Origin of the sequence: Streptomyces sp. NBC_00663 (genome assembly GCF_036226885.1) — a bacterium.
Lineage (GTDB): Bacteria > Actinomycetota > Actinomycetes > Streptomycetales > Streptomycetaceae > Streptomyces.
This window is the reverse complement of the sequence record NZ_CP109027.1, coordinates 3,095,930-3,114,854: the sequence shown is the minus strand read 5'-3', so window position 1 is coordinate 3,114,854 and position 18,925 is coordinate 3,095,930. Positions and strand designations below refer to the sequence as shown.

Below are 18,925 nucleotides of genomic sequence, written 5' to 3'. Positions count from 1 at the left end.
ACCGCTAGCTGAGCCCGCTGTTGATGGCGCTCACCAGCTCGCCGTTGGAGCTGTCACCGCTGAACTCCCAGAAGAAGGCGCCGCCGAGGCCCTGGTTCTTGGCCCAGGTCATCTTGGTGCCGATGGTGGCGGGGGTGTCGTACGACCACCAGTTGCTGCCGCAGTAGGCGTACGCGGTGCCGCCGACGGTGCCGGTGGCGGGGCAGGACGTCTTGAGGACCTTGTAGTCCTCGATGCCGGCCTCGTAGGTGCCGGTCGCCGGCCCGGTGGCGGTGCCGCCGGGGGCGGCCTGGGTGACACCGGTCCAGCCGCGGCCGTAGAAGCCGATGCCGAGCAGGAGCTTGCTCGACGCCACGCCCTTCGCCTTCAGCTTGGCGATCGCGTCGGCCGAGTTGAAGCCGGCCTTCGGGATGCCGGAGTACGAGGTGAGCGGGGAGTGCGGGGCGGTGGGGCCGGTCTTGTCCCAGGCGCCGAAGTAGTCGTACGTCATCACGTTGTACCAGTTGAGGTACGCCGAGGCGCCGCCGTAGTCGGCCGCGTCGATCTTGCCGCCGCTGGAGGCGTCCGCGGTGATCGCGGCGGTGACGAGGTAGTCGCTGCCGAACTCCGAACGCAACGCCGCCACCAGGTTCTTGAAGGCCGCGGCACCGGAGGTGTCACAGGTCAGCCCGCAGGCGTTGGGGTACTCCCAGTCGATGTCGATGCCGTCGAAGACGTCCGCCCAGCGCGGGTCCTCGATGACGGACTTGCAACTCGCGGCGAACGCGGCCGGGTTGGCGGCGGCCTGGGCGAAGCCGCCGGAGTAGGTCCAGCCGCCGAAGGAGTAGAGGACCTTGATGTTCGGGTACTTGGCCTTCAGTTCACGCAGCTGGTTGAAGTTGCCGCGCAGCGGCTGGTCCCAGGTGTCGGCGACGCCGCTGACCGACTGGTCGGCGGTGTAGGCCTTGTCGTAGGCGGCGTAGGTGTCGTCGACGACGCACTTGCCGTCCTTGACGTTGCCGAAGGCGTAGTTGATGTGGGTGATCTTCGAGGCGGAGCCCGAGGTCACCAGGTTCTTGACGTGGTAGTTGCGGCCGTAGACGCCCCACTCGGTGAAGTAGCCGAGCTTGACCTTGTTGCCGCCGGTGCCCGGGTCGGTGGTGCCGCCGCCCGTGGTCGTCACGGAGACCGCGCCGCTGACCGGGCCGGTCTGGTCGGCGGTGTCGCGGGCCTGGACGGTGTAGGAGTACGAGGTGCCCGCGGTCAGGCCGGTGTCGGTGTACGAGGTCGTCGTCACCGTCGTGACCTTGGTGCCGTTGCGCAGGACGTCGTAGTTCTTCACGCCCTTGTCGTCGGTGGCCGCGCTCCAGGAGAGCTTCACCGAGGTGTCGGTGACGCCGGATGCGGTCGGGGTGCCGGGGGCGCTGGGCGCGGCGTCGCCGGGGGTGGTGGTGCCGCCGTCACAACTGCCGCCGTTCAGCTTGCAGTTGGACGGGGAGCCGGAGCCGGAGCCGTTGAAGCCGAAGGAGACGGAGGCGCCGGGGGCGAGGGTGCCGTTCCAGGACTTGTTCTTGGCGGTCCAGTGGGTGCCGGAGGAGGTGACGTCGGCGTCCCAGGCGGAGGTGACCGAGGTGCCGGAGGGGTAGTCCCACTCCACGGTCCAGGAGCTGAGGGTGGTGTCGCCTGTGTTCTTGACGGTCCACTTGCCTTCGAATCCGGTGCCCCAGTCCTGGGGCTTGGCGAAGGTCGCGGTCGCGGACGTCGCGGCCTGGGCGGGACTGGCCAGCCCGACCAGTCCGGCGAAGGGGAGCAACAGCGTCGCGAACGCTGCCGCGGCTCTGTGTCTGAAGCGCATACCGCGCCTCCTTCTCGGGGATGGGGGCACGACTGAGCCTTCGTGCCCACGGTGCCGCGAGAATAGAAAGGTCTGGACCACGGGTCAATAGGTCTGGACCACTCTCGTATGCAACCGCTCAGACACCCAACTCCTGCGCGAGGACGGCCGCTTGCACCCGGCTCCGCAGCTCCAGCTTGCCCAGAAGGCGGCTGACGTGCGTCTTTACCGTCGCCTCCGCCATGTCGAGGCGTCCCGCGATGTCCGCGTTGGACAGCCCCTCGCCGAGGCAGGACAGGACCTCGCGTTCACGGCGGGTGAGGGCGTCCAGGACGGCTGGGTCCGCGCTCGACCGCCGTACGGGCTTCGCCGCGAACTCGGCGATCAGCCGCCGGGTGACGGCCGGGGCCACGATCCCCTCCCCGCGGGCCACCGTGCGGACGGCCTCGACGAGGTCCTTCGCCTCCGTGTTCTTCAGCAGGAACCCGGCCGCGCCCGCCCGCAGTGCCCCGAACACATACTCGTCGAGGTCGAAGGTGGTCAGCACGAGGACGTCCGCGAGCCCCTCCTCCGTGACCTTCCGGGTCGCCGACACCCCGTCCAGACGCGGCATCTGCACATCCATCAGGACCAGGTCCGGCCGCACCTCCCGGGCCAGTGCCACCGCCTGCTCCCCGTCGGCGGCCTCGCCGACCACCTCGATGTCCGGGGCGCTGCGCAGGATGAGGACGAGCCCGGCACGGACGGCGGACTGGTCCTCGGCGACGAGCACACGAATCATGCGGGGTCTCCATCGGTGAGGGGGAGGGTGGCGCGTACGGCCCACAGGGTGCCCTCGGGACCGGCCTCGAACGTGCCGCCCAGCAGCGCGACCCGCTCCCGCATCCCGATCAGACCCGCGCCGGAACCGCGGGCTCTCGGGCCCTCCCGGTGGCCGTACGGGCTGCTCACCCGCACGTCCAGCGAACCGTCCCGCCGGGCCAGGGTGACGGTGACCCGGCCGGGGCAGGCGTGCTTGAGCGCGTTGGTCAGGGACTCCTGGACGATGCGGTAGGCGGCCAGCTCGACGGGGGCGGGCACGGTCGTGCCGGGCCCGGAGTCCAGCGTGACGTCGAGGCCGTTGGTGCGGGCGTCCTCGACGAGGGCGGTGAGGCCGTCGAGGGTCGGGACCGCGCTCGGCTGTTCGTCACCGTCGCGCAGGATGCCGATCAGCCGGCGCATCTCCGCCAGCCCCTTGACGCTGTTCTCACGGATGACACCGAGGGCCTCCGTGGAGGTCTTCGGGTCGTCCAGCGACAGCGCGGCGGTGGAGTGGATCGCGATCGCGGAGAGGTGGTTGGCGACCATGTCGTGCAACTCCCTCGCCATCCGGGCGCGTTCGGCGACGACGGCCTGGCTGCGGTCCATCTCGGCGAGCAGCGCGGTCTGTTCGGCGCGCAGGCGGGCGGCCTCGGCGGCGTCACGGTGGTTGCGGACGATCCAGCCGGTGGCGGCGGGCCCGTACGCCACGACGCCGACGACCACACCGATCAGCAGCGCCTCCGGCACCCGCCACACCGCGAACGGCACCAGCGTCGCGACCACGGTGAGCAGACCGGTGATCCACTGGATGCGGCGGGCCGAGGCGAGCGGGCCGTACAGGACGGCCGCGTAGACGAGGTCGGTGAACATCAGCACCGACGCCAGGCTGCCCTGCGTGGTCAGGTCCGCGCAGATCGCGGCCGTGCCGGTGAGCAGGGCCGCGCGGGGTGCCGTGCGGCGCAGCAGTTCGCAGCCGGCCAGCACGGTGAGCGGCAGCAGTACCGGCCAGGGGCCGTCGAAGAGGGTGATCGGGTCGTCGGAGCGCCGGGTGCCGAGCCCCAGCAGCACGAGCAGCAGGCCGCCGAGCAGCCCGCCGGCCGCGACGTACACGTCGAAGCGGTGCGGGCGGGGGAGTCGTACAGCCATGTCCCCATGAAACACGGCCGCCGCGCCGCCCGCCTGATCCCCGGGGACGGTCCTGGACTGCATCTTTCGATGTACGGCGAGTTCGTCGGTGACGACGAGGAAGGCGGGGGATCGAGGCCCGAGCCTGGAGGGGTGACGGACTTTTCTGTGAGGAGCGAGCCGTGCTGGTCGCCTTGATCATCGCCTGCGAGGTGGCGTTCTGGGCGCTACTGGCCGCCGGGCTGGCCTTCCGGTACGTGCTGAAGATGCCGCGTACCGGGCTAGCCCTGCTGCTGTGCGAGCCTTTGCTGGAGTTGGTGTTGTTCACCGTTACGGCGGTGGACCTCCGCAACGGGGCGGAACCCGACTGGAAGCACGGGCTGGCCGCTGTCTACATCGGCTTCACCGTGGGGCTCGGCCACTCCACGATCCGCTGGGCCGACGCCCAGTTCGCCCACCGCTTCGCGGGCGGCCCGCCGCCGGTGCGGCCGCCGAAGTACGGCACGGCCCGCGCCGTCCACGAGTGGAGGGTCGCGGGCCGCTGGATCGCCGCCGCGGTGGTCGCCATGGCCCTGTTGCAGGCCGCGATCTGGTACGTCGGAGGCGCCGGCGACACCGATTCGCTCCAGGCGTGGCAGCAGCGCATGCTCTGGGTGGTCGGCATCAACGTGGTCATCGCCGGCAGCTACACGCTGTTTCCCAAGCGCGAGCGTTAACGCCGTCAACGCTCCCCGCCGGGCACCCACAGCACGTCACCGACGTCCTTGTTGGCGGTGCGGGCGAGGATGAACAGCAGGTCCGACAGGCGGTTGAGGTAGGTCGCGGTGAGCGGGTTCATCACCTCACCGTGGACCTCCAGCGCCGCCCAGGTGGAGCGCTCGGCGCGCCGTACGACCGTGCAGGCCTGGTGCAGCAGGGCGGCACCAGGCGTCCCGCCGGGCAGGATGAAGGACCGCAGCTTCTCCAACTGCTCGTTGAAGTGGTCGCAGTCGGCTTCCAGCTTGTCGATGTAGAACTGCTCGACCCGCAGCGGCGGGAACTCCGGGTTCTCGACGACGGGCGTGGACAGGTCGGCGCCGACGTCGAACAGGTCGTTCTGGACGCGCGTGAGCACCTTCACGACCTCCTCGGCGAGCCCGCCCAGCGCGATCGCCGTCCCGATCACCGCGTTCGCCTCGTTGGCGTCGGCGTACGCCGAGATCCGCAGGTCGGTCTTGGCGACCCTGCTCATGTCGCCGAGGGCGGTGGTGCCCTGGTCGCCGGTCCTGGTGTAGATGCGCGTCAGATTGACCATGCGACCAGCCTAGTTACGCTCCGGCCGTCCGGAAGACGCGTGTGCCCACTGTCACGGCGAGCGCCGAGAAGCCGAGGGCGACCAGGACGCCGTACGCCATGTGGGCCGTCGTGTACTCACCGACGTACGCGTCCCGCATCGCGTCCACCAGATAGCGGAACGGCATGAAGTGGGACAGGACGTCCAGCCAGGCGGGGCCGAGGGTCATCGGGAGCATCAGCCCGGACAGCAGCATCGAGGGCATCGACACGGCGTTGATGAGCGGACCGAACTCCTGGGGTGTGCGGACCTTCATCGCCACCGCGTAGGACAGCGAGGCGAGCGAGACCGTGAGCAGTCCGACGAAGGCGAAGCCGATCAGGATGCCGGCGAGCGGCGCCCTGAGCCCCATCACCAGCGCGGCCAGCACCAGCAGCACCGCCTGGAAGACGAAGACGGTCGCGTCCCGCAGCACCCTGCCGAGCAGCAGCCCGAGCCGGCTGACGGGCGTGACCCGCATCCGGTCGACGATGCCCGCCCCCTTCTCCAGGATGATCATGAACCCGGCGAACAGGGCCCCGAACAGCCCGAGTTGGAGGAGCAGTCCGGGCACCAGGACCTGCCAGGAACTGCCCTGTCCGCCGAGCGGCAGATCGGTCAGGAGGGGGCCGAAGAAGAGCAGGTAGAGCAGCGGCATCAGCACGCCGAAGAGCAGCGCGAAGCGCGAGCGCAGGGACTGGCGCATATAGCGGCCGTAGATGAGCGCGGTGTCGTGAAGAAGCATCTTCGGGGGATTCCTATACGGCTACGGGGGCGGCGTCGGCCTCAGGCGCGCTGCGGCCGGTGATGGCGAGGAACGTGTCCTGGAGCGTGGCGTCGATCGAGCCGCCGTACTCCAGCTTGAGCGCGGTCGGGGTGCCCTCGGCCACGACCACGCCCCGGTCGACGATCACCAGGCGGTCGGAGAGGGCGTCGGCCTCGTCGAGGTAGTGGGTGGTGAGGAAGACGGTCGTGCCGTGCTGGGCGCGCAGGCGCCGGATCAGGTCCCACAGGTCGGCGCGGCTGCCGGGGTCGAGGCCGGTGGTCGGCTCGTCGAGGAAGAGGACCTTCGGGTGGTGGGTCAGCGCCATCGCGATGTCCAGGCGGCGGCGCTGGCCGCCCGACAGCTCCCCGCACTTGCGGTCGAGCAGCTCGGTCAGGCCGAGGTCGTGGGCCAACTCCTCGGCGCGGTCGGCGGCCTGGTTCTTCGTCAGCCGGTAGAGGCGGCCCTGGGTGACCAGCTCCTCGCGCACGCCGATCTGCGGGTCGACGCCGCCGGACTGGGCCACGTATCCGCAGGCCCGGCGGACCCCGGCCGGGTCCGTGGCGAGGTCGTGACCGGCGACGGTCGCGGCTCCGCCGGTCGGGGCGAGCAGGGTGGTGAGCATGCGCAGGGTGGTGGTCTTCCCGGCGCCGTTCGGGCCGAGGAAGCCGAGGATCTCGCCCTCGCGGACGGTCAGGTCGATGCCGCGCACGGCCTCCACGGGGCCGCGCTTGGTCTGGAAGGTACGGGCCAGTCCGGCCGTACTGATGACGGTCATGCGCCCAGAAAAACAGAGAGCCTTAAATTTTGCAATGGCCCCAAAATTTAAGAGACACCACCGAAGTTAGGATGTGGACCATGACAGAGGGGCTCAGGGAGCGGAAGAAGCGCGAGACGAGACAGCGGATCTCGGACATCGCCACCGGGCTGTTCCTGGAGCGCGGCTTCATGGACGTGACGATCGCGGACGTGGCGGAGGCCGCCGATGTCTCCGTCAACACCGTCTACAACTACTTCGCCACCAAGGAGGACCTCTTCCTCGACCGCAGCAAGGGCGTCGTCGACCGCCTGGCCCGCTGGGTGCGCGGCCGGGACGCCGGCGAGTCGGCCGCCGCCGCCCTGCTGCGGGAGCTGCGCGACGAGGTCGAGGCGGTCTCGCCCCGGGTCGGGCTGATGGCCGGGTACGACCGGTTCATGCGGGTCATCCATGCCGCGCCACCGCTTCAGTCGCGACTGTGGAGCATCCAGCAGGAGGTCCAGGAGAATCTGGAGACAGCCCTGCGCGAGGAGACCGCCGCCGCCGAGGACGACCCGATCCCCACGCTGATGGCCGGTCAGCTCAACTGGATCCACCACACCGTCATGGGCGTTATCGGGCGTGAGATGGTCAAGGGCCGCAATCCGGATGAAGTGTCCCGTGAGGTGCTCGTACTGCTCGACGAGATCGAGGGGCTGTTGAGCCAGAAGGTGCTCAACTACGCCGTACGGGACCCGTCGTGACGTCTGCCGGTGTGATGTCCGTCAGATGAGACGTGACGCGCATTACTTACCGGTCACACAGCACCTCACGAACGCTAAGGTCCGCCGAAGAGGCAATCCAAACAGCGGGTAAGGCGTACAAAGGGGAGTCGCAACAGTGGCACGGAAGCTTGCCGTCATCGGCGCCGGCTTGATGGGTTCCGGGATCGCCCAGGTCTCCGCTCAGGCGGGCTGGGACGTCGTCCTGCGGGATGTCACCGACGAGGCTCTCAAGCGTGGCACCGACGGCATCAAGACCTCGTACGACAAGTTCGTGAGCAAGGGCAAGATGGAGGCGCACGACGCCGACGCCGCCCTCGGCCGGATCACCGCGACCACCGATCTGGACGCCGTCGCGGACGCCGACATCGTCGTCGAGGCGGTCTTCGAGAAGCTCGAAGTGAAGCACGAGATCTTCCGCGCGCTCGACAAGATCGTGCGGCCGGACGCCGTTCTCGCCTCCAACACCTCCGCCATCCCGATCACCAAGATCGCGGCGGCCACCGAGCACCCCGAGCGGGTCGTCGGCGTCCACTTCTTCTCGCCCGTGCCGATGATGAAGCTCGTCGAGCTCGTCCGCGGCTACAAGACGAGCGACGAAACCCTCGCCACGGCGCGGGAGTTCGCCGAGTCGACCGGCAAGACCTGCATCGTCGTCAACCGGGACGTCGCCGGCTTCGTCACCACCCGGCTCATCTCCGCCCTCGTCGTCGAGGCCACCAAGCTCTACGAGTCGGGCGTGGCCACGGCCGAGGACATCGACCTCGCCTGCAAGCTGGGCTTCGGGCACGCCATGGGCCCGCTCGCCACGGCCGACCTCACCGGCGTCGACATCCTGCTGCACGCCACCGGCAACATCTACACAGAGTCCCAGGACGAGAAGTTCGCTCCGCCGGAGCTGATGCGCCGGATGGTTGACGCCGGTGACATCGGGCGCAAGAGCGGGCAGGGCTTCTACACGTACTGATCACCATCCGGTACACGTACTGATCGGCACCCGGTACACGTACTGATCAACGCCCGAATGCACATACGCCCCTCAGGTGTCACACCGAGGGGTGAATTCGGTATCGGTTCGCTTACAGACGGCAACCTCTGACCGCCTCGCGCAGTCAGAGGTTGCATCACCGGACATCACATTCGCGGAGCACGAGACGCACCACGGGGAGCGCATATGTTCATCAGGGGCGACCACGTCGAGCTGGTCGTCGGGGGCCGCCTCGACGTCCGCAGCGCGGCGGACGCCCGTACAGTCCTGCACACGGCCGTCGACGACGGAGTCGGCGATCTCGTGCTCGACCTGTCCGAGCTCGACTCCTGGGACGCCACCGGACTCGGGGTGATCATGGGGGCCCACCGCAGGGCCGGCCGCTGCGGCCGACGCCTGGTGCTGCGCGACGTACCGCCGCAGATGCAGCGCCTGCTGGTGGCCACCCGGCTGCACCGGATCCTGGCGATCGAGGGCGGCATCGGGGTGGAGTCGCTGCCCCGGGTGTGAACCCTCGTGTGCCTGCGGTGTGAGCGCCCGGTGTTGCAATGGTGAAAGCCGCGACGCGCACAATCCTCACGAGACTGTGACGTCTCGGACGGCGCGGTACCCCGGGCTGTCGTAGATACTGTGCGAAGGTTTAGGGTTCGGTCGCCCGCTGGATGTACATCCCTGAACGAGCGGGCCCGGACCAGAAGCGACAGCGCGGTGTGCAGCAGGCCGGAGGGGGCCTGGGTCCCGGAGGACCCACGACACACGAGACGCTTTTGGGGGGCTTGAAACCTATGGACCCGAACAACCGGGGACCCGAGGAGTACGGCCACGACGGTGACGGCAGCCCGTCGCGCCAGCGTCCGACCCGGGATCCGCTCACACCCGACTTCGGCCAGAGCACACCCGCCCTGGCCCGCACCGTGCAGCTGGTCGCCGGCGACCACCTGCTCACCGTCAACCCCGTCGACGGCAGCGAGATAGAGGCCTGCCCGCCCGGCGAACGGCCCGCCCGGCCGCGGAAGCTCGGCGCCGCCGACCGTGCCGAGAGCGACCGCGCGGCCCGCCCGCCGGTCCCGCCGGGCCCCACCCCGCCCAGGCTGCCGCTGCTGGCCCGCCAGGACGAACGCGAGCGCCTCGTGCGGCTGCTCGCCCGCGGCCGCTCCGTCCGCCTCACCGGCCCCGCCGGATCGGGCCGCACCAGCCTCCTCGACGTCGTCGCCGAGGACTGCTCGGACCTCGCGCCCGACGGCGTCGTCCGCCTCAGCGGCTTCCACCGCACCCCGGACGACCTCCTCCACGACCTCTTCTACGCCGTCTACGACGCACCCCTGCACCGGCCCGGACATGAGGAGCTGCCGGCCCTCGTCCGGGAGATCGGCGCGGTCGTCGTCCTCGACGACGTCGAGTTCGGCGGCGCCGCCCTCGACGACCTGCTCGACGCCACCCCCGAGTGCGCCTTCCTGGTCGCCGCGACCCCCGACGTCCCCGCCCCGTCCGCCGACTCGGCCCTCGAAGAGGTCTTCCTCGGCGGCCTGGACCGGGCCGGGGGAGTGGAGCTCCTGGAGCGTGCCGTCGGCCGGGTCCTCACCGAGGACGAGGCCAACTGGGCCGGCGACCTCTGGTTCGAGTCCGAGGGCCTGCCACTGCGCTTCGTGCAGGCCGGCGCCCTGCTGCGGCAGCGCGACGAACTGCGCGCCAGCGCCGAGGCCTTCGACGAGTTCGGCGTCTTCCAGGAAGCCCAGATCGACGCCCCCTTCGAGGCCGGCGACGGCCACGACGTACCGCTGCCCTCGCTCGCCGAGGGCGCCGCACCGGCCACGCTGCTCGCCGGGCGGCTCAGCGAATCGGCGCGCACCGCCCTGCGGTTCGCCGTGGCGCTCGGCGGCGAGGTGCCGCACCAGGCCCATCTGCCCGCCCTCGTCGGCGACACACACGCCGACGCCGCGCTGGGGGAGCTGCTGAGCTGCGCGCTCATCACCCCGGTCGGTGCCCGCTACCGGCTCGCCGCGGGGGTGCAGACCCAGCTGGAGGGCGCCGGATACGGCGATGACATCGAGGCCCGGGCGCTGGCCGCGGGCCGGCACTACGCCTGGTGGGCCGGGCATCCCTCGGTCACGCCCGAGCGCGTGTGCGCCGAGGCCGACGCCGTGCTCGCCGCCCTCGCCGTGCTCGTGCCGGTCGCCGAGCCGCCCGCCGAGGACGAGGAGAACGTCACCGTCCAGCTGGCCCGCACCGCGGCGCCCGCCTTCGCCGCGGGGCTGCTCTGGAGCGCCTGGGAGCGGGCCCTGAGGTTCGGCGCCGAAGCCGCCCGGGCCGCCGGCGAGGTCGGCGAACAGGCCTACTTCCACCACGAGTTGGGCGTCCTCGCACTCTGTGCCGACCAGCTCGACCGGGCCCGCGCCGAGCTGGAGGCCGCCATCGCGCTGCGCGGCGCCCTCGCCGACAAGCGCGGCACCGTCGCGGGCCGCCGTGCCCTCGCCCTGGTCGCCGACCGGTCCGGGGTGCCGCTGGGGATCACCGCGACCGCCGGCGAGGAGGTGCCCGACGCCCGCCGTGAGGAGTCGCAGTCGCCGCCCGGCGGCGTCCCCATGGCCTTCCCGCCGCTCCAGCCGCCGAACGAGACGGCGACCCTGGTCACCCACCGGGCCGCGGCCCCCGCGGGCCCCGTCCCGAACCGCAAGGCCCGCGGCGGCCTCAAGGGCCTGGCCCGGCGCAACCTCGTCGCGGCCGGTGCGGGCGCGCTCCTCGCGGCCGTGCTCGGCACGGTGGTGACGCTCGGCGCGACGTCCGACAACGACGCGAACAACCCCTCCGACAAGGTCGGCGTCAACCCGTCGGCCAGTCAGGGCGCGGACGACGGCAGCCTCGGCGCCGACGTGCCGAAGAACGACGACGGCAAGAGCGACACCGGCACGGCCACCAGCCGCCCGACCGACCCGGGCCCCGACGGCACGTTCGGCACATCGGACGACCCGACGCCGACGGAGAGCGCGGAGCCCTCGGACGATCCGAGCGGGACGAAGAAGCCGTCGTCGTCGAGTTCGCCGTCGAAGACGCCCACGACGAAGCCGCCGTCCTCGTCGACGAAGCCGCCGACGTCGTCCACGCCGACTCCCACCCCGACGCCGACGCCGACCGAGCCCACCGACTCGCCGACGCCGACCCCGACGCCCACCCCCACGGACGACCCGTCCACCTCCACCTCGGCCAGTGGTTCGGCCTCCTCCAGCGCGCCCGCCGGCGCCCCGGAGAGCAGCGCCGCCGGGACGCCCAGCACCTCGGGTTCGGCGTCGGACACGGTGATCTGACGCGCCTGCGCCAGCAGTGAGGGCCGGGTTCCCCGCGGGAACCCGGCCCTCATCGTCGTAGAGCCTCGAAAGCCGCTGTCAGAACAGCCGCAGCTTGTCGTCCTCGATGCCGCGCAGGGCGTTGTAGTCGAGGACCGTGCAGCCGATGCCGCGGTCCGTGGCGAGGACACGGGCCTGGGGCTTGATCTCCTGGGCCGCGAAGATGCCGCGCACCGGGGCGAGATGGGGGTCGCGGTTCAACAGCTCCAGGTAGCGGGTGAGTTGCTCGACGCCGTCGATCTCGCCGCGCCGCTTGATCTCCACCGCGACGGTCTGGCCCTCGGAGTCCCGGCAGAGGATGTCGACCGGGCCGATGGCGGTCATGTACTCGCGGCGGATGAGGGTGTAGCCGTCGCCGAGGGTGTCGATGCGGTCGGCGAGGAGTTCCTGGAGGTGTGCTTCCACGCCGTCCTTGATCAGGCCGGGGTCGACGCCCAGTTCGTGCGAGGAGTCGTGGAGGATCTCCTCCATCGTGATGATCAGCTTCTCGCCGGCCTTGTTGATGACGGTCCAGACGCCGTCCTCGTCGCCGGAACCCTCCTTCAACGTGCAGGGCGGCGACATCCAGTTCAGGGGCTTGTAGGCCCGGTCGTCCGCGTGGATCGAGACGCTGCCGTCCGCCTTCACGAGGATCAGGCGGGGCGCGGACGGGAGGTGGGCGGTGAGCCGGCCCGCGTAGTCGACGGAGCACCGGGCAATGACGAGACGCATGGTGGGCAACGCTACTCGACGGCCTGCCGTCGAAGCGATTCGGCCCGTACCACCCGGAACCACCCGTGTTCGTTTGTGGCCGATTGTGTGCCCATTGGGGACCCTCTATGTACGCAATCTCCTGGTGCCGTCACGGCCCGTTGCCTACCGTAGTAAACGGGAGGTCGCGAGCCATGTACTCAGCGTGTTCGGCGTCGCGGACTCCCTCAACTGTCCGGCAACCCCTGTTGCTTGGGGGTGCGAGAGGAGAACCCATGTCGCTCGACGTCTCACCGGCCCTACTCGAGAAGGCCGAGCGAGGCGAGGTCGACGAAGCGGAATTCGTCGACTGCGTCCGGACCTCCCTGCCCTACGCATGGGAGATGATCAGCTCCCTGGTGGCCCAGCTGAAGGTCGACGGCGGTGCGTTCGCCGACAACCAGACGCCTCCGCCGGACGAGCAGGCACGCGGTCAGCTGCTGCGTACGCTCGCGAGTGACGCGATACGCGGCGCGCTGCAACGGCACTTCGGAGTACGGCTGGCCTTCCAGAACTGCCACCGGGTGGCGGTGTTCCCGCTGGACGCCTCGGTGGACGAGACACTGGTCCGCTTCACCTCGGTCCGCAGTCAGCTGCTGAACCAGTCTCCGGAGTTCCGGGACTGCTGACGCAGCGAGCCGTTCGCTTGCCGCTCCGTACGCGGGAGGTGCATTCAGTACCGGGGCGGCAAGCTCTGCGCGGGTCTCACGGTCAGCCGAGGTGGGGGAGGACCTCGGCGCCCAGCCGTCGTACGTTCTCCTCGGTCGCCGCGAGGTCTCCCGAGCCCTCGACGAGCAGGGCGAAGCGGGAGATGCCGGTCCGCTCACTGGTGGCGGCGAGCCGGTCGGCGCACAGCCGGGGGGTACCCACCGGGTGCAGCCCGCAGAGCAGTTCGGTGTACGCCAGCGGATCGCGCATCGAGCGATGACGGCCGTCGACCGTCACATGGGCCTCAAGGCCCTGCCGCAGCCACCCCGGCATCGCCTTCACCAGCGCCTCGACGGCGTCCGTGCGCTTGTCCGCGATCTGGCAGACGCCGGCGGAGACATGGCCCGCGCCCAGGATCTCGTCCCGCGGACGGCCCGCCGCGCGCGCGTGCTGCCGCCACAGGCCGACCATCTCCGCCTTCTCCTCGTCCCCCACATGCATCCCGAGCAGCATCGGCAGCCCGCGCTCGGCCGCCAGCCGCACACTCGCCGGTGATGTGCACGCGACGACGACCTCCGGGCCCGACCCGGGCTCCTCCGCCAGGGCCTCCGACGGGCGCGGTACGACGGGGACCTCACGGAAGCGGTAGCGCTCGCCGTCGGCCGCCACGGAGGGCTCGCGCAGCCAGCGCACCAGCAGATCGAGTGATTCCGGGAACCCCTTCTCGTAGGCCGAGAGCCCGGACCCGAACACCTCCAGGTCGACCCACGGCCCGCCGCGGCCGACGCCGAGCGAGAAGCGCCCGCCCGAGGTGAGATGCAGCAGCGCGGCCTGCTCGCCCAGGGCCACCGGGTGGGCGGTGGGCAGCACGCTGACCGCGGTGCCGACCCGGAGCCGGCGGGTACGGCCCAGCAGTAACGCGGCCAGGGTGATCGCCGACGGACAGGTGCCGTACGGCACGAAGTGGTGCTCGGCCAGCCAGACCGAGTCGAGACCCGCCTCCTCGGCCACCTCGGCCGAGCGGACCGCGCGGTGCAGTGCCTCCCCCTGGCCCTGTCCCGGGAACTGGGCAGCCAACACGAAAGTTCCGACACGCATGTGCTTTTCCTGCTTCCTTGGCTCCGACGCGGAGCTCCCCCACCCGGCATAACCGTCTGACACGTGCCGAGGACACGGCCTGGCGAAGAGATTTGCGGATTGTCTGCCGAATGCGGCGTCCGCGAGGGGGACTTGCGAGGGTTGGTGCCCTTCGCGTACCCCTGTCCGTGCCGCGTAGGCTGGACACGGCCCGTGCTTCCTGTATAACCCCGAGAGGTGTTCCGTGTCCCCGCGTCGCAACCGACCCAAGGGTTCCGATTCCGGCCGGAGCGCCGAGGACGACCGGTCCGGCCGGTACGGCGGCTGGCAGTCCATGGAGAGCTGGCAGGGCGACCAGTGGAACATCCGTCATGTGGCGGGCGCGAGTGCCCAGGGCAAGGCCTACCGCTGCCCGGGCTGCGACCAGCTGATCCCGGACGGCGTCCCGCATGTGGTGGCCTGGCCGGAGCACTCGGGTGTCGACGAGCGGCGGCACTGGCACAAGGCGTGCTGGAACGCGAAGGACCGCCGCACCACGCGGGTGCAGCGGTCCCGTAACGCGCCGAAGTTCTAGGTACGTCGCTCAGACGTCCCGCTTCTCCAGCAGTGCGCACGCGCCCGCGAACGCGACGGCCGTCACGCCGAGCATGATCCACAGCGGGTCCCAGCCGGACGGGCCGCTCTCGGTGAGGGAGTTGGAGTAGAAGACGCTCAGCTGGTTCGGGATCGAGTACTCGAACAGGGCCTCGCGCAGCTTCTCCAGCGACGACGAGAACATGAACAGCGCGATGACCAGCGGGGCCAGCACCACGCCGATCATGATGGTGATCGCGCCCGCCGAGTGCCGGATGATCGAGCCGATGACGAGCGAGAGCAGGCCGAGCAGCGCCAGGTAGAGCGAGATGCCGAGGGTGCCCTTGAGCCACTCGCCGCCCGAGGGGTCCCGGACGCCGCTGCTGTCGAGCAGGGCCACGTCCGCGAGGGCGACCAGCAGGACCGACGTGAAGGTGACCACGAAGGCGACGGTGAAGAACACGATCGCCTTCGCCGCGAGCACGCGGACCCGGCTGGGGCACGCGGTCGTGGTGGTGCGGATCATGCCGGTGCCGTACTCGGAGGCGGTGGTCAGCACGCCGAGCGTCATGACGCACATGCTGCCGAGCAGCAGCCCGAAGAAGCCGAAGGAGAGCGGGTTCTCACCGGCCAGGTCGGTCTCGCCGGCACTGCTCGACACGACCACGGCGGCCAGCAGCCCGATCCCGACGACGAGCAGGATGAACACGCCGAGCGTCCACATCGTCGACCGCACGGACCGGATCTTCGTCCACTCCGAGGCGATCGCGTGCCCGAGGTGCGTGCGCACGACGGGGATGGGCGAGGTGTACCCGGCGTACGCGGGAGCCGGCGCCGCCTGCCAGTGGGGCGCGGGGCCCTGCGGCATCTGAGGCTGAGGTGCGGCGGCCTGCGGCATCGGAGGCTGGGGCGCGGCGGCCTGCGGCATCTGAGGCTGTGGCGTGCTCATCGGGCGTCCTCGGGCTTGGTCAGGTCGGCAGCGGACGGGGTGGGCGCGGGGGCCGGGGCGGCAGCAGCGGATGCCGGGGTGGCGGGCTGCGCCGGGGCCGGGGCGGCGGGCGCGGACGCGGGAGCTGCGGCCGGGGCGGCGCCTGCGGCGGGCTGAGCGGGCGGTGTGGCTGCTGTGGGCTGCTTGGTGAGGTCGGGTGCCTGGGCCGGGGGCTGGGGTGCCGGAGCGTCGCTCGGGGCGGCCTGAGGGGGCGCGGCGGCGTACGGGTTGGCGGTGCCCGCGCCGGCGGCCTGAGCGCCGTAAGGGGCTGCGGCCGGGACGGGGGCGCCCGGGGCGCCGTACGGGCCCCCTGAGGGCTGGCCCGCGGCGTACGGGCCCGTAGGGGCCTGGCCCTGCGGGGTGTACTGCTGCTGGGGCGGCGGCGGGGCGTACCAGTCGGGCTGGCCCTGGCCCGGGACCGGCATCGGGGGCTGGGCGCCGGGCGGGAGGGGGCGTTGCAGCCCGGCCTTCTGGTCGATGGTCGAGCGGTAGTCGACGGCCCCCTGCGTCATCCGCATGTACGCCTCTTCGAGGGAGGCGGAGTGCGGTGACAGCTCCCACAGACGTACGTCCGTGTCGTGCGCGATGTCGCTGATGCGGGGGAGCGGGAGCCCTGTGATCCGCAGCCCGCCGTCCTGCTCGGGCAGCACATGGCCGCCGGCCTCCGTCAGCGCGGACGTCAGCTTCTCGCGGAGCTGCGGCTCGGTGTCGGGCGTGCGGACGCGTGCGAAGCCCGCGGAGTTCGCCGCGATGAAGTCGTTCACGCTCATGTCGGCCAGCAGCTGGCCGCGCCCGATGACGATCAGGTGGTCGGCGGTCAGCGCCATCTCGCTCATGAGGTGCGAGGAGACGAAGACCGTACGGCCCTCCGCCGCCAGGGACTTCATCAGGTTCCGCACCCAGAGGATGCCCTCGGGGTCGAGGCCGTTGACCGGCTCGTCGAAGAGGAGGACCTGCGGGTCGCCGAGGAGCGCGGCGGCGATGCCGAGCCGCTGGCCCATGCCGAGGGAGAAGCCCTTGGAACGTTTCCGCGCCACGTCCTGGAGGCCGACCACACCGAGCACCTCGTCCACCCGGCGGGCCGGGATGCCGGACAGCTGGGCGAGGCAGAGGAGGTGGTTGCGGGCGTGCCGGCCGCCGTGGACCGCCTTGGCGTCGAGGAGGGCGCCGACCTGACGGGGGGCGTTCGGCAGCTTGCGGTACGGGTAGCCGCCGATCGTCACCTGCCCCGACGTGGGGTTGTCCAGACCCAGGATCATCCGCATCGTCGTCGACTTGCCCGAGCCGTTGGGGCCCAGGAAGCCGGTGACGGAACCGGGCCGCACCTGGAAGGAAAGGTTGTACACAGCGGTCTTGTCGCCATATTGCTTGGTCAGGCCGACTGCCTCGATCATGCTCCGCACCCATCGAAAGGTTCAGGACAGCAGGGCGCACGCCCCCGTAAGGGTTAGGAGCTTATCCGGGCGCTGACGGTTCCACTCAAGAGGCCGTAAAGCCTCAGGCGTCTCGCTTCTTCAGCAGCACGTACCCGCCCGCGATCGCCGCCGCCACCCACAGCACCATGATCGCGAGCCCGCCCCAGGGGCCGTAGGGAGTGTCGTCGTCGAGCGGGGTGACCACCTGCATGATCTTGCTGCCGGCCTGGTCCGGCAGGAACCGGCCGATCTTCTTGGTGGCCGAGACATTGCCGAGGATGTTGGAGATCAGGAAGAAGAACGGCATCAGGATGCCCAGCGACAGCATCGGCGAGCGCAGCATCACGGCGACGCCCATGGAGAACATCGCGATGAGCGTCATGTAGAGGCCGCCGCCGATGACCGCGCGCAGCACGCCCTGGTCGCCGATGTGCGCCCGGTGCTCGCCGAGCATGGCCTGCCCGAGGAAGAACGCGACGAAGCTGGTGACGAGGCCGACGACGAGGCAGAGGCCGGTCGCGACGGCGATCTTGCTGAACAGGAAGGTGCCGCGCTGCGGTACGGCGGCCAGCGAGGTGCGGATCATGCCGGTGCTGTACTCGTTGGAGACGACGAGCACCCCGAACACGATCATCGCGAGCTGGCCGAGGCTCATCCCGGCGAAGCTGATGAAGGTCGGGTCGAAGGAGAGCTGGTCCTTGCGGCTCATCTTGTCGAACTCGTTCTTCGACAGGGCGGAGATCAGCACGCCGAGGGCGAGCGTGACGACCACGGCGAGCGAGAGCGTCCACACCGTGGACGCCACCGACCGGATCTTGGTCCACTCGGACCGGACGACCTGGGCTGCCGGCATGGTCAGTTCCCCTTCCAGCCGTCGCCCCAGGGCTGCTGCTCCTGAGCGGGCTCGCTGTGCGCGTGGTACTCGACCGACTCGGCGGTCAGCTGCATGAACGCCTCCTCCAGGGAGGCCTGTTGGGGGCTGAGCTCGTGCAGCACGATCTGGTGCTGGGCCGCCAGCTCGCCGATGTGCTCGGGCTTGCCGCCGTCGACCTCCAGCGCGCCGGCGCCGGTCTCCACGACCGTGATCCCGGCCCCGTGCAGCACGTCAAGCAGCCGTTCGCGCTGGGGCGAGCGGATCCGGACGTACGACCGTGAGTTCTGCTCGATGAACTCGGCCATGGACGTGTCGGCGAGCAGCCGCCCCTGGCCGATGACGACGAGGTGATCGGCGGTCAGCGCCATCTCGCTCATGAGGTGGGACGACACGAAGACGGTCCGGCCCTGCGCGGCCAGCGATTTCATCAGATTGCGGATCCAGTGGATGCCCTCGGGGTCGAGGCCGTTCACCGGCTCGTCGAACATCAGGATCCGCGGGTCGCCGAGGAGCGCGCCCGCGATGCCGAGGCGCTGGCCCATGCCGAGCGAGAACCCCTTGGCCTTCTTCTTCGCCACGGCCGTCAGTCCGACGGTGTCGAGCACCTCGGCGACCCGGCTGCGCGGGATGCCGTTGCTCTGCGCGAGACAGAGGAGATGGTTGAAGGCGCTGCGCCCGCCGTGCATGGCCTTCGCGTCCAGCAGGGCGCCGATGTACGTGAGCGGGTCCTTCAGCCGGTCGTAGTGCCGGCCGTCGATGCGGACGTCCCCGGCGGTGGGCCGGTCGAGGCCGAGCATCATGCGCATCGTCGTCGACTTGCCGGCGCCGTTGGGCCCGAGGAAGCCCGTGACGATGCCCGGTCTGACGGTGAAGGTCAGGTTGTTGACCGCGACCTTCTCGCCGTACCGCTTGGTCAGGCCCTCGAGCTCGATCATGCGGCCACGCTAAGACGGGCCCTGG

Annotated in this window: 19 protein-coding genes; 7 read left to right on the top strand and 12 right to left on the bottom strand. The window is 70.6% G+C overall.

What is annotated here, in order from left to right; translation table 11 throughout:
* Positions 1-4: 4 nt before the first annotated feature.
* The 3 genes from OG866_RS13900 to OG866_RS13890 form a co-directional block, all read right to left on the bottom strand.
* Complete coding sequence (locus OG866_RS13900) at positions 5-1,834, bottom strand: glycoside hydrolase family 18 chitinase (RefSeq protein WP_329334655.1); 1,830 nt, start codon at positions 1,832-1,834, stop codon at positions 5-7.
* A gap of 118 nt (positions 1,835-1,952) precedes the next feature.
* Positions 1,953-2,594, bottom strand: coding sequence for a response regulator transcription factor (locus OG866_RS13895; RefSeq protein WP_329334653.1), 642 nt, complete (start codon positions 2,592-2,594; stop codon positions 1,953-1,955).
* Positions 2,591-3,760, bottom strand: a complete 1,170-nt coding sequence (locus OG866_RS13890; protein ID WP_329334651.1) for a sensor histidine kinase — start codon at positions 3,758-3,760, stop codon at positions 2,591-2,593. Before OG866_RS13890 ends, OG866_RS13895 begins: the two co-directional genes overlap by 4 nt.
* A gap of 161 nt (positions 3,761-3,921) precedes the next feature.
* Between OG866_RS13890 and OG866_RS13885 the strand changes: the two genes are divergently transcribed.
* Complete coding sequence (locus OG866_RS13885) at positions 3,922-4,455, top strand: hypothetical protein (RefSeq protein ID WP_329334649.1); 534 nt, start codon at positions 3,922-3,924, stop codon at positions 4,453-4,455.
* A gap of 5 nt (positions 4,456-4,460) precedes the next feature.
* On the opposite strand, the gene OG866_RS13880 is transcribed toward OG866_RS13885, so the two are convergent.
* Genes OG866_RS13880 through OG866_RS13870 form a run of 3 tightly spaced genes read right to left on the bottom strand, consistent with a single transcriptional unit; the run spans position 4,461 to position 6,592 of the window.
* On the bottom strand, positions 4,461-5,033 hold the full coding sequence (locus OG866_RS13880) for a cob(I)yrinic acid a,c-diamide adenosyltransferase (RefSeq protein WP_329334647.1): 573 nt from the start codon (positions 5,031-5,033) through the stop codon (positions 4,461-4,463).
* Positions 5,034-5,046: 13 nt separating this feature from the next.
* Positions 5,047-5,796 carry an ABC transporter permease gene (locus OG866_RS13875; RefSeq protein ID WP_329334645.1) on the bottom strand — a complete coding sequence of 250 codons (750 nt, stop codon included), beginning with the start codon at positions 5,794-5,796 and terminating at the stop codon, positions 5,047-5,049.
* 13 nt (positions 5,797-5,809) lie between these two features.
* On the bottom strand, positions 5,810-6,592 hold the full coding sequence (locus OG866_RS13870; RefSeq protein ID WP_329334643.1) for an ABC transporter ATP-binding protein: 783 nt from the start codon (positions 6,590-6,592) through the stop codon (positions 5,810-5,812).
* A gap of 80 nt (positions 6,593-6,672) precedes the next feature.
* Between OG866_RS13870 and OG866_RS13865 the strand changes: the two genes are divergently transcribed.
* The 4 genes from OG866_RS13865 to OG866_RS13850 all read left to right on the top strand — a co-directional run bounded on the left by OG866_RS13865 (position 6,673) and on the right by OG866_RS13850 (position 11,622).
* Complete coding sequence (locus OG866_RS13865) at positions 6,673-7,314, top strand: TetR/AcrR family transcriptional regulator (protein ID WP_329334641.1); 642 nt, start codon at positions 6,673-6,675, stop codon at positions 7,312-7,314.
* 136 nt (positions 7,315-7,450) lie between these two features.
* Positions 7,451-8,299 carry a 3-hydroxyacyl-CoA dehydrogenase family protein gene (locus tag OG866_RS13860; RefSeq protein WP_329334639.1) on the top strand — a complete coding sequence of 283 codons (849 nt, stop codon included), beginning with the start codon at positions 7,451-7,453 and terminating at the stop codon, positions 8,297-8,299.
* Positions 8,300-8,506: 207 nt separating this feature from the next.
* Positions 8,507-8,830, top strand: coding sequence for an STAS domain-containing protein (locus OG866_RS13855; RefSeq protein ID WP_046262498.1), 324 nt, complete (start codon positions 8,507-8,509; stop codon positions 8,828-8,830).
* Positions 8,831-9,105: 275 nt separating this feature from the next.
* Positions 9,106-11,622 (top strand): ATP-binding protein, encoded by a 2,517-nt coding sequence (locus OG866_RS13850; RefSeq protein ID WP_329334636.1) that lies wholly within the window; start codon positions 9,106-9,108, stop codon positions 11,620-11,622.
* Between the two features lie 78 nt (positions 11,623-11,700).
* On the opposite strand, the gene nucS is transcribed toward OG866_RS13850, so the two are convergent.
* Positions 11,701-12,372 carry an endonuclease NucS gene (gene nucS / locus OG866_RS13845; RefSeq protein WP_329334634.1) on the bottom strand — a complete coding sequence of 224 codons (672 nt, stop codon included), beginning with the start codon at positions 12,370-12,372 and terminating at the stop codon, positions 11,701-11,703.
* A 254-nt stretch (positions 12,373-12,626) separates the two neighbouring features.
* Here nucS and OG866_RS13840 point away from each other — a divergent pair, with 254 nt between their 5' ends.
* Entirely contained in the window at positions 12,627-13,019 is a 393-nt protein-coding gene (locus OG866_RS13840; protein ID WP_329334632.1) for an SCO5389 family protein, read from the top strand.
* Between the two features lie 82 nt (positions 13,020-13,101).
* Here OG866_RS13840 and OG866_RS13835 read toward each other — a convergent pair whose 3' ends face one another.
* Positions 13,102-14,136 carry an LLM class flavin-dependent oxidoreductase gene (locus tag OG866_RS13835; protein WP_329334630.1) on the bottom strand — a complete coding sequence of 345 codons (1,035 nt, stop codon included), beginning with the start codon at positions 14,134-14,136 and terminating at the stop codon, positions 13,102-13,104.
* Between the two features lie 223 nt (positions 14,137-14,359).
* Between OG866_RS13835 and OG866_RS13830 the strand changes: the two genes are divergently transcribed.
* Positions 14,360-14,689, top strand: a complete 330-nt coding sequence (locus OG866_RS13830; protein ID WP_329334628.1) for an ATP/GTP-binding protein — start codon at positions 14,360-14,362, stop codon at positions 14,687-14,689.
* Between the two features lie 9 nt (positions 14,690-14,698).
* Here the strand turns inward: OG866_RS13830 and OG866_RS13825 are convergent, their stop codons facing one another.
* The 4 genes from OG866_RS13825 to OG866_RS13810 all read right to left on the bottom strand — a co-directional run bounded on the left by OG866_RS13825 (position 14,699) and on the right by OG866_RS13810 (position 18,900).
* Positions 14,699-15,556 (bottom strand): ABC transporter permease, encoded by an 858-nt coding sequence (locus tag OG866_RS13825; RefSeq protein WP_329344087.1) that lies wholly within the window; start codon positions 15,554-15,556, stop codon positions 14,699-14,701.
* A gap of 77 nt (positions 15,557-15,633) precedes the next feature.
* Entirely contained in the window at positions 15,634-17,070 is a 1,437-nt protein-coding gene (locus tag OG866_RS13820; RefSeq protein ID WP_329334626.1) for an ABC transporter ATP-binding protein, read from the bottom strand.
* 103 nt (positions 17,071-17,173) lie between these two features.
* Positions 17,174-17,944, bottom strand: a complete 771-nt coding sequence (locus OG866_RS13815; protein ID WP_329334625.1) for an ABC transporter permease — start codon at positions 17,942-17,944, stop codon at positions 17,174-17,176.
* A gap of 2 nt (positions 17,945-17,946) precedes the next feature.
* Positions 17,947-18,900, bottom strand: coding sequence for an ABC transporter ATP-binding protein (locus OG866_RS13810; protein WP_329334624.1), 954 nt, complete (start codon positions 18,898-18,900; stop codon positions 17,947-17,949).
* Between the last annotated feature and the right edge of the window lie 25 nt (positions 18,901-18,925).